General features: G+C 72.7%; 7 protein-coding genes and 1 pseudogene. 2 read left to right on the forward strand and 6 right to left on the reverse strand.

Translation table 11 applies throughout. From position 1 onward, the window contains the following. The 4 genes and pseudogenes from L615_RS24490 to L615_RS21340 all read right to left on the reverse strand — a co-directional run. On the reverse strand, nt 1-3,002 hold a 3,002-nt coding region (locus tag L615_RS24490; RefSeq protein WP_261376802.1), incomplete at its 3' end, for a PKD domain-containing protein. Nucleotides 3,003-3,270: 268 nt separating this feature from the next. Then, entirely contained in the window at nt 3,271-4,977 is a 1,707-nt protein-coding gene (locus L615_RS21330) for an FAD-dependent oxidoreductase (RefSeq protein WP_261376803.1), read from the reverse strand. Between the two features lie 12 nt (nt 4,978-4,989). After that, nucleotides 4,990-6,375, reverse strand: a complete 1,386-nt coding sequence (locus L615_RS21335; RefSeq protein ID WP_028656755.1) for a gluconate:H+ symporter — start codon at nt 6,373-6,375, stop codon at nt 4,990-4,992. Between the two features lie 11 nt (nt 6,376-6,386). Continuing rightward, nucleotides 6,387-6,853 (reverse strand): annotated as a pseudogene (locus L615_RS21340) (gluconokinase). A 177-nt stretch (nt 6,854-7,030) separates the two neighbouring features. On the opposite strand from L615_RS21340, the gene L615_RS21345 reads away from it, so the two are divergent. Together L615_RS21345 and L615_RS21350 are read left to right on the forward strand one after the other, a co-directional pair. After that, nucleotides 7,031-7,768, forward strand: a complete 738-nt coding sequence (locus tag L615_RS21345) for a FadR/GntR family transcriptional regulator (protein ID WP_051486094.1) — start codon at nt 7,031-7,033, stop codon at nt 7,766-7,768. 2 nt (nt 7,769-7,770) lie between these two features. Then, nucleotides 7,771-8,406 (forward strand): hypothetical protein, encoded by a 636-nt coding sequence (locus L615_RS21350; protein WP_145726406.1) that lies wholly within the window; start codon nt 7,771-7,773, stop codon nt 8,404-8,406. Between the two features lie 87 nt (nt 8,407-8,493). On the opposite strand, the gene L615_RS21355 is transcribed toward L615_RS21350, so the two are convergent. Both L615_RS21355 and L615_RS21360 read right to left on the reverse strand, forming a co-directional pair. After that, the gene (locus L615_RS21355; protein WP_051486096.1) at nt 8,494-8,919 is read right to left on the reverse strand and encodes a hypothetical protein; all 426 of its coding nucleotides are present in this window, start codon (nt 8,917-8,919) and stop codon (nt 8,494-8,496) included. A gap of 331 nt (nt 8,920-9,250) precedes the next feature. Continuing rightward, nucleotides 9,251-10,036: a thermonuclease family protein gene (locus L615_RS21360; protein ID WP_186449968.1), complete on the reverse strand. Its 786-nt coding sequence runs from the start codon at nt 10,034-10,036 to the stop codon at nt 9,251-9,253. Nucleotides 10,037-10,365 lie beyond the last annotated feature (329 nt).

Consider the following 10,365-nt stretch of genomic DNA (forward strand, 5'->3'; position numbering starts at 1 on the left):
AGGTCGGCCTTCGCGATCGACGACAGCGTCACCGTCACCAGCGAGTCCGCGTCCGACGCCGTCGCGGTGCGGGTCCACAACCGGCCCTGGACGTTGCCCTCGGCAGCCTGCTCCAGCTGCGTCCACCCGGCCGGACCGGTGACCGACGGCGTCGTGCTGTTGACCGCCAGCTGCAGCACCAGCGTGTCACCGGGCTGCACCGACGCCGGCACCCGCACCCGGTGGGTCGTGCTGTTCGCGTTCGCGGCGTCCGCGCCGACGTACCCGATCTCCGCGTCGGGCGGCTCCGGCGGGTCCGTCGGCGCGGCGGTGCGCTGGGTCTGCGCGGTGGCGCCGGCACCGTCGGTGACCGTCAGTGTCGCCTCGTAGGAGCCAGCGGCGGCGTAGGTGTGCTGCGCAGTCGCACCGCTGCCGGTCGCCCCGTCACCGAAGTCCCACGCGTAGGACGCGATCGGCCCCTCGGGGTCCGAGGACCCGCTGGCATCGAAAGAGCAGGTGAGGTCGGAGCACGACACGGTGAAGGACGCGGTCGGCTCCTGGTTGGGCGCCGTGCCGTTGCCCGAGGAGTCCTGGAAGAGGAACCACGCCCGGGCGCCCCACGTGGTGCCGTCGACGCCCGGCCCGGAGCGGACGGTGGCCGTCCCGCCGACCGGTGCTCCGGAGATCGGGCCCTGCGCCCAGTCGATGCGGCGCAGGTTGCCGTCGGACGTCGTCCACCAGAGGTGCTCGCCGGTGCCGAACATGCCGCGCACCTGGGCGAAGTCGATCCCCGCCACGTTGGCGGAGGCGACCAGCCGCTGCGCCCCGACGACCCCGCTCTCGGCGGTGAAGTAGCGGTAGAACAGCTGGTTCGAGCCGGACCGGGTGAAGTAGATCCGGCCGGAGTCGTAGAACAGGCCGGTCATCGTGCTGAGGTCGCTGGACCAGTCGGGGAAGGGCACGATCTGCTCGCTGGCGTCGACGGCCTGGGGCGCGCCGTACATGCTGCCGTCGAAGGTACGACGCTTGAAGGTGCCGTCGGAGTGGGCGGTGTAGAGCCAGCCGTTGAGCATGAACGCCCCGCGCACGGTCAGCCAGTCGACCGACCCCGACGGTGCCGACTGGACCTCGCCGACGCTGGAATTCGTCATCGCCCGCCGGCTCACCGGGACGGTGGTCACCGGCGCGGTGTCGGCGCGGACGATCTCGATCGCGTTGACCAGCGGGTTCTCGACGACGTGGACGAGCCGGATGTTGACCGTGCCGTCGCTGGTGACGGTGAACTCGCGCATGGTGCCGCGGTCGTGGCCGACGGACGCGACGATGTCGAAGTTCGTCAGCACGCGGCCGCCCTCGACGTCGACGTGGAAGACCCGCTGCCCGGCCTGCTGGGTGCAGGTGCACCGGTTGGCGAAGTACATCCGCACCTTGACCTCGGTGCCGGCCGGCACGGGGAAGGCCCACTCCTGCTCCTGGCCGCCGGCGGCGTCCCACAACTCGTCGTCGAAGACGGCCCGCGGGGTGCCGGCCGGGACGGTGGAGTCGACCGACGGGACGGTGGTGTAGCCGGCCCGGTTCTGGCCCGCGTTGTGGTACGGCGAGGGCGAGCCCGCGGTGTCGGCCTGCCAGCTCGGGCCGATGTCGGCCGGCAGGGCGGCGCCGGCCGCGTTCACCCGGTACAGGATGCTCGGGTCGGCGATGCTGCCGCCGGTGCCGACGCCGTAGAGGTCGTTCGGCAGCCCGGGGGTGCGCACCCGCGGGTAGGAGACGCCGTTGGGGTTCATCCGGGCGATGCGGCTCTTGAGCTGCCAGTTGCCGATCCGGTCGGTGTCGGAGGCGACCCACAGGCCCTCGGGGGTGTCGAGGAAGTCGAAGACACCGACGCCCTTGGTGCGACCCGGGTTCCACGAGAACGGCAGGCCGTTGATCGGGTCGAGCGCCGCGATGCCCTCGCGGGCCACCGCGCCCTGGCCCGCGTTGTCGCCGCGGAAGGCGTTGTTCTGCCAGCGGAAGTGGCCGCCGACGTACACGGCGGAGTCGGTGACCTCGACCCCGTAGGTGGTGTCACCGCCGGTGTAGTTGACCCACGACGGCCGGATGCCGGCGCCGGAGGACGCGGTCTCGAAGCGGGCGGTGGTGTCGCAGGGGCCGGACGAGCCGCCGTACGCGCCGGTCGTGGAGACGACGAAGAACCGGCCGTCCGGGGAGAAGTCGACGTCGCGCATGTAGCTGTCGAACGCGGTGGAGCAGCGGGCCTCGTAGAAGCTCGTCCGGAAGTCTGCCGGCTCGGCGCTCGCGCCGGAGGTGTCCAGCATGAGCAGCTGGTGGTTCACCACGTCGTCGAGGGTGTGGAAGTTGCCGACCGCGACGAGCCGGTCGCCGTCGGGGGTGATGTCGAACTTGAGGACCTGGGTGACACCGTCGTTGTGGTTGCCGGCGATCACGCGGCTCATGAAGGTCGTCGGTGCACCGGTGGTGGGGTTGAGCGTGGCGAGGGCGCGCTGGGCGCGGCCGCCGACGTGGGTGAAGGCGCCGCCGATCCAGAGCCGGCCGTCACGCAGCGCCGCGTCGCGGACCTGCCCGGAGACCGTGCCGGCGTTGAAGGTCGTGACGACCTGGCCGTCGGAGATCCGCACCCGGGCGACGCGGGAGCGGCTCTGGCTGCCGATGCTGGTGAAGTTGCCGACGACGTAGACCGTCTCGTTGTCCCCGGCGTCGACGATCTTCTGCACCACGCCGTTGGGGTTTGGCACGAAGCTCGTGCTGATCGCCCCGGTGGTCGCGTTGAAGGCGAGCAGGTTGCTGCGCGCGAGCACGGTCTGGCTGTTGTCGTTGCGGGCCTGGCTGAAGTTGCCGCCCAGCAGGACGGTGTTGCCGACCTTCGTCACCGACAGCACCCTGCCGTCGAGGACGTGCGGGGTGCCGCTGGCCGCGACCTCGCTGACCAGGCGCCCCGGTGGCGAGTCCTCGGCCAGCGCCGGCGCGACGAGCGCCGTGGAGAGGAGACCGATCAACGCGGCCACCAGGTGGGGAGCTCTCCGGATCCACATGTGCCTTCTGCCCTTCTCGAGTCGGCCCGAGACGTCGACACCGGCGCGGCCGGGAGCCCGGCCCGTCGGGCATCCGTGGTCCCGGAACCACGTCAGTGAGGCGACGCTAGGACTGCCCGGGCGGGTGTGGTCCGGGCAGCGGGCAACTTCCCCGAAATGGGTGAACGGCCCCGCGGCAGGTGGTCCAGACGGCTGCGCGGACGGCTGTGCGGGCGGCTGGCTGGAGGCGCGGTACGTCGGCTCAGGCTGTGGTCGCGGCCCGGAGCCGCTCGAGGTGGGCGTGCACCAGCGAGACCGCGGACGCGCCCTCGCCGCTGGCGGCCGCGACCCGCTTCATCGACCCGGCGCGGATGTCACCGGCTGCGAAGACGCCCGGCACCGACGTGGCGAGGCTCTCCGGCGGCCGGCCGTCGATCCAGCGCTCGCGCGGCACGTCCCGCCCGGTCAGCACGAACCCGTGGTCGTCGCGCAGCACCGACTCGCCCAGCCAGTCGCAGTGCGGGGCGGCGCCGATGAGCAGGAACAGCCCACCCGCAGGCACCCGCTCCTGCGCGCGGGTGCGCACGTCGCACAGCTGGAGCCAGCCCAGCTGCCCGGTCTCGTCGGGGCCGCCGTCGACGATCTCGGTGCACGGCCGCACCGTGATCCGCGGGTTCCAGGTGATCTCGTCGATGAGGTACTGCGACATCGTCGACGACAGGTCCTCGCGGCGGACCAGGATCGTGACCGACCGCGCGAAGCGGGCGAGGTGCACGGCCGCCTGGCCCGCGGAGTTGCCGCCACCGACGACGAAGACGTCGCGGTCCTCCATCTCCCGCGCAGCGGTCATCGCGGCGCCGTAGTTGACGCCCGCGCCGACCAGGTCCTCCAGCGGGGCGACCCCGAGCCGGCGGTAGGCGACGCCCGAGGCGACGACGACCGCGCGGGCGCGCACGTCACCGCCCTCGGTGACCAGCACGTGCGGTGCCCCGTCCTGCGCGGGGCGCAGCTCGACGACCGGCCAGCCGGTGAAGAAGCGGGCGCCGAACCGGATCGCCTGCACCCGTGCGCGCTGGCCCAGCCGCTGACCGGAGATGCCACGGGGGAAGCCGAGGTAGTTGCGGATCATCGAGCTGGTGCCGGCCTGCCCGCCGACCACCTCCGACTCGACGACGACCGTCGAGAGCCCCTCGGACGCGCCGTAGACCGCGGCCGCCAGCCCGGCGGGACCCCCGCCGACCACCGCGAGGTCCACGACCTCGCCGCAGTCGATGTCGGAGGGGCGGCCGTAGAACGCTGCCGCCAGCTCGCGCGTCGAGCGCGGCGACAGCACCGGCGCCTCGCCCCAGACCGCAGCCGTCAGGTGCACCAGCGGGTACGACGGCTCGCCGTCGACCTTCGCCAGCGCCTCCTGCCCCTGCGGGCTGTCGGGGGTGTAGACGCGGTAGGGCATGCCGGTGCGGTCCAGCAGGTCCCGCACGGCCAGCGCCATCGGTCGGGCGTCCGGGGCGATGACCCGCACCGTGTCGACCTCGTTGATCGCGACGGTGGCGCCCCAGTCGTTGAGCAGGTCGGTCACCGCGTGGTGGAACTCCTCGTCGCGGCGGGCCTGCGGGAGCACGTGGTAGGTGTCGAACTTCCCCTTGCGCAGGTAGGGCCGCAGGGCGACGCTCTCCTCGGCGAGCCGCTCCACCGGGATCAGCACCAGCCGCCGTGCGGTCGGGACCAGCGTGCGCCACGCGTGCAGCGCGTGCAGGACGTCCGTGTCCGGCAGCCGTGACTCCGTCGCGACCAGGGCCACCGGCTGCCCGGCAGCGCGGGCCTGCTCCAGGAGCGCGGTGGCCTCGGCGGCGCTGGTGGCCGACCGGACGTCGTACTCCCGGTCGTAGCGGTGGAACTGCTCGACCATCACGTCGAGCTGCTCCCCGGACACCAGCAGGATCAGGGGGTCCGGCGCGGGGGCTGCCACCCGTCCAGCGTGTCAGATCACCAGGTTGAGCGCCATCACGAAGACCAGGCCGCTGACCGACAGCAGGGTCTCCATCGCCGACCAGGTGGCGAGGGTCTTGCCGACGGTCATCCCGAAGTACTCCTTCACCAGCCAGAAGCCGGCGTCGTTGACGTGGGAGAAGAACACCGAGCCGGCGCCGATCGCGAGCACCATCAGCGACACCTCGCCCGTGGAGAGCTGGTCGGTCAGCGGCGCGAGCAGGCCCGACGCGGTGACCGTGGCGACGGTGGCAGAGCCGGTGGCGAGGCGGATCAGGACGGCCACGAACCAGGCGAGCAGCAGCACGGAGACGTTGCTGTCGGCGACCCGCTCGGCGACGATCGTCCCGATCCCGGTGTCGACCAGCGACTGCTTGAAGCCGCCACCCGCGGCGACGATCAGCAGGATGCCCGCGACGCCCGGCAGCGAGGACTCGATCGACTTCGCGATGCCGTCGCGGCCCATCCCGCTGCCCATGCCGAGGGTGAACATGCCGACCACGACGGCGATCAGCAGGGCGATGAGCGGGGTGCCGAGCACGTCGAGGGTGCGCCGGAGCGGGTCGGACTCGTCGTCGATGAAGATGTCGGCCAGGGCCTTGCCCATCATCAGCACCACCGGCAGCAGCACGGAGGCGAGGGTGACCGGGAAGGACGGCCGCTGCGGGAGCTCCTCGGCGTCGGTGGCCTCGAAGCCCGCGGGGACCGGCACGTCGACGTACCGGCCGACGAGGCCGAACACCGGGCCGGCGATGATCACGGTCGGGACGGCAACGGCGATGCCGAGCGCGAGGGTGGTGCCGAGGTCGGCGCCGAGGTAGTCGATCGCGGTGAGCGGGCCGGGGTGCGGCGGGACCAGGCCGTGCATCGCCGAGAGGCCGGCCAGGGCCGGGATGCCGATGGTGACCAGGGACTGCCCGGAGCGGCGGGCGACGAGGTAGATGACCGGCATCAGCAGCACGAGGCCGATCTCGAAGAACATCGGCAGGCCGATGACCGCGCCGACCACGGCCATCGCCCACGGCAGCGCGCGCGGCGAGGCGTGGCCGATGATCGTGTCGACGATCTGGTCGGCTCCTCCGCTGTCGGCGAGGAGCTTGCCGAACATCGCGCCGAGCGCGATCAGGATGCCGACGCCGGCGGCCGTGGAGCCGAAGCCCGCGGTGAAGCTGGCGATCGAGGTCTCCACGCCGACCCCGGCGACGACGCCGACCGTCAGGGCGCCGGCCGTCAGGGCGAGGAACGGGTGCAGCCGGGCGCCGATGATGAGCACGACGATGACGGCGATGCCGAGCAGGGCGGCGACCACCAGGCGCCCCTCGGAGGCGACCGGCTCGACGAGGTCGGTGCCGGCGGCGAGGACGAGCTGTGCGGACATGCAGGGACTCCTCAGGACGGGTCGGTCTGGTCGACGTACTGCTGGACGATCGCGTCCACCGACTGGTCGACGTCGATGACGGTGCCGGCCTCGTCGTCGGCGAGCGGCTCGAGCGTGTCGAACTGCGAGTCGAGCAGCGAGGCCGGCATGAAGTGGCCGGGCCGGGCGGCCTGGCGCCGCGCGATGACCTCGCGGGTGCCGTGCAGGTGCAGGAAGAAGGCACGCGGGGCGTGGCTTCGCAGCTGGTCGCGGTAGGCCCGCTTGAGCGCCGAGCAGCTGACGACGCCACCGCGCTCCCCGTGACCGGCCAACACCGCAGCCCCCGCGGCCGGCGGTCGTCGTCGTCCAGCGGGACGCCGGCCGTCATCTTGTCGATGTTGGCCTGCGGGTGGAGGTCGTCGGCGTCCTCGTAGGGGACGCCGAGGCGCTGGGCGAGCGCCGCGCCGACCGTCGACTTCCCCGATCCCGACACGCCCATGACGACGATCAGCGGCGCGCCCCCGTGGTGCGGCAGGGTGCTGCTCATGACTCCTCCTGGAGGACGATGACCCGGACTCCTGGCGGAGTACCCCGTGTGCTGGCCGTCACAGTCTGCAAGCATTAATCTGCTTTTTACAACCCCACCGGCGCATTAAATCTGATCTTTGGAGGGTACGTGGCCCGCACCGCGCTGCACGAGGACGTCCTCGAGGCGCTCGGCGGTCGCATCGTCTCGGGCGACCTCGCCGAGGGCGCGGTGCTCACCCTCGACACCATCGACACCGAGTACGACGTCAGCCGCTCGGTCTCCCGCGAGGCCGTGCGGGTGCTGGAGTCGATGGGCCTGGTCGCCTCGCGGCGCCGGGTCGGCGTCACCGTGCTCCCCCGCTCGGCCTGGCACGTCTACGACCCCCGGCTGATCCGCTGGCGCCTCGACTCCGAGGACCGCACCCGTCAGCTGCGCTCGCTCGGCGAGCTGCGCAGCGGCGTCGAGCCGGTCGCCGCCGGGCTGGCCGCACAGCGCGCGACGCCCGAGCAGTGCGCGGCGCTGACGGCCGCGGCCAGTGACATGGTCGTGCACGGCCGCGCCGGCGACCTCGAGGCGTTCCTGGAGGCCGACATCGCCTTCCACCGCATCCTGCTGGCGGCGTCCGGCAACGAGATGCTGGCCGCGCTCGACGGCGTCGTCGCCGAGGTGCTGGCCGGGCGCACCCACCACCACCTCATGCCCGAGCATCCCAAGGACGAGGCGGTGGCGCTGCACGTCGAGGTGGCTCGCGCCGTACGCTCCGGCGACGCCGACGCGGCCCGCACGGCGATGGCCACGATCATCTCGGAGGCGACCGGCGCCGTGACCGAGAACGCAGCGGAGGCGACGGGTGCAGACGGGGAGGACTCGACTAGGCTCGGTTGACGATGGAGACCACGCCAGAGCTCGCCCGCCTCGTCGACCAGCTGCAGGCCGAGGAGTACACCGTCACCGAGCCGCTGCCCGGTGTGATCCACGTGAAGGGCCGCTTCTCCAACCCGGAGCGGATCGCGCTGCGCGCGGCCGCCGACGCCGGTGACATCGCCGTCGCCGTGTGGGCCACCAGCCACCACGACGACTGGGCCCTGGTGTGCTGGAACCGTCCGGACCTGGTGACCATCACCCAGAAGGGCGCCGCGCCGCAGCGCTGGCGCCACCGGCGGATCCCGGACACACTGCGCCCCGACGCGCAGACCTTCCTCGAGGGCGCGTCCTCCCCCTTCGACATCGTCACCCGGCCCAAGCACCAGCCGACCGACGCGGCGCGCGAGATCCTCGGCCAGTTCGAGATCACCGACCCGCCCCCGCCGGGCTGGGTGCCGCCCGTGGTCGAGGTGCCCGAGATCCCCGTCGTCCGCGAGTCGCGGGTGCCGACCGCCCCGGCCGAGAAGGCCCGCCGCGCCGCCACCCCGCGCGCGCCCAAGGCGCCGCCGAAGCCGGTCAAGGCCGAGCCGGTCGTCGCGGTCTGCCCGACCTGCTTCATGGCCATCCCCGCGACGGGCATCTGCGACAACTGCGGCTGAGCTGAACTGGCCGAGCGTGTCGCCTGTCGGCTCCCGTAGGCCCAGCCTCCCGCTGGCGGCAAGACTCCCGCCTGTCGCGCCTACGGTTCAGCCGGTTGCCGCGAGGTCGTCCGGTGCGGCGACGCGCAGCTCGACGTCGTTGGCCAGGTGCACCGGCCAGCGGTCGCAGGTCGCGCTGAGGGCACGCGCCCACGCGAGGTCGCCGGGCGTGCGGCCCGGCCCGCCGGGGCGGGCGTAGAGGAACGCGCAGGTGCGGTCCCCGCCCACGAGCTGCTCGACCAGCCGGCCGAGGGTGGCGCACTCGCTGGCGCCGGGGTGCAGCGGGACGTCCTCCACGTTGAGGACGTGGCGCGGCCGGTCGCCGTCCACGAACAGCAGCCACAGCTGCGGGGTGGCGAAGCCGAGCTCCCCCATGAGCGAGCGCCAGGCGTGCTCGACGGAGGACTGGTCGGTGAACGGCGGCATCTCGTCGGGCGAGAGCCGGGGCGGGATCTGCTGGTCGTCAGTGGTCATGCGACCACCCTGCGCCTTTTCGGCCGACCGCGTCGGCCGTCGTCCACAGGCCCGGTCCTGCGCCAGTGGGCGAGGTGCGAGGCGCCCCACCCCAAGTCCGGTGGTTGAGGTGCGAGGCCGCCCGCGGCCGAGCCTCGAAACCACCGGCCGTGGTGCACCGGACTGTGCCCGCCACAGTCCGCCGTCCAGGCCCGGAGGTTTCGAGGCTCCTCGCTGGCGCTCGTCGCACCTCAACCACCGGGAGCACGGCGTGGCGAGCCCAGGACTCGCGGCCTGCTGCTGGGCGGACCCAGCCCCCGAGAGGCGACACGCTCGCGCAGTCAGTGACAACCTAGTCCCCGCCGCAGGCCCGGCCGTCGCCGTCCCGGTCGAGGCCGTGCGGGTCGGGGCCGGTGACGGTGACTGGCCCGACGTCGGCGCAGTCCAGGTCGGGCGGGTAGAGCGGGACGCACGGGTCGTAGCCGGGCTCGCAGCTGCTGCCCTTGTCCTTCTTCCCGCTGCCGAGGAGGCCGCGCGGCTGGTTGTCCTGCTGCGGCTTTCTCTTGCAGGTGATGTCGGGGGCCGCCTCGTCGGCGGCGATGTAGTCGTCCTCGCGCGGGTGCCGGCCGTAGCCGTCGCGCGAGTCGTAGCGGGCGATCGCCAGGCCCTTGTCGAGCATCTGCCGCCCGACGTCGAGGCCGTCCACCTCGACGTAGCGCAGCAGCCGGTCGTAGACGTCGCGGTCCTCGTCGGACTCGACGAGCACGACTTCCTTGCCGAGCACGAGCCGCTTCATCGTGGACTGCGCGGGCCCGAACCCGCACTCGCCGCGCTCGGGGGTGTCGATCCCGACCAGCCGCACCCGCTCGCCGTTGTCGAGATCGATGGTGTCGCCGTCCACGACGTGGGTGACGACGTACGTCGTCTCCTCGATCGCCGGCTCGACGATGTCGTCGGTCGGCTCGTCGAGCAGCTCCTCGACCTCGGTCGGCTCGGGCGTGGGTACGACGGTCTCGGTGACCGTCTCGGTCACGACCACCTGCCCCGCGTCCGTCCCGCTGTCCAGCTCGCAACCGGTCAGCGCGAGCAACGCAGCCGCCCCCAGGGCGCCCACGCCCCGCCGCACCCGGCGTCCCATCGATGACATCTCCGACCTCCGTCCCGGACGCTACGTCCGGCGCGCGGACCTGTCCGGAGAACCGTGAAACTGCGCACCCCGCCGGTGCTCAAACTGCGGAGCCACCAGCACGCGCCAGCCCGCCGGTGGTTGAGGTCTGAGACGCCCTGGTACCGACTGCCTGCCGCTGGTTGAGGTGCGAGGCCGCCCGCGGCCGAGCCTCGAAACCAGTGGCRCCTGTTCACCGGACTGTGCCCACCACAGCCCACCACGCAGGCCCGGAGGTTTCGAGGCTCCTCGCTAGCGCTCGTCACACCTCAACCACCGGGACAAGACTCGCCGCGGCTCGC

This window comes from Nocardioides sp. J9 (genome assembly GCF_007829375.1).
Lineage (GTDB): Bacteria > Actinomycetota > Actinomycetes > Propionibacteriales > Nocardioidaceae > Nocardioides.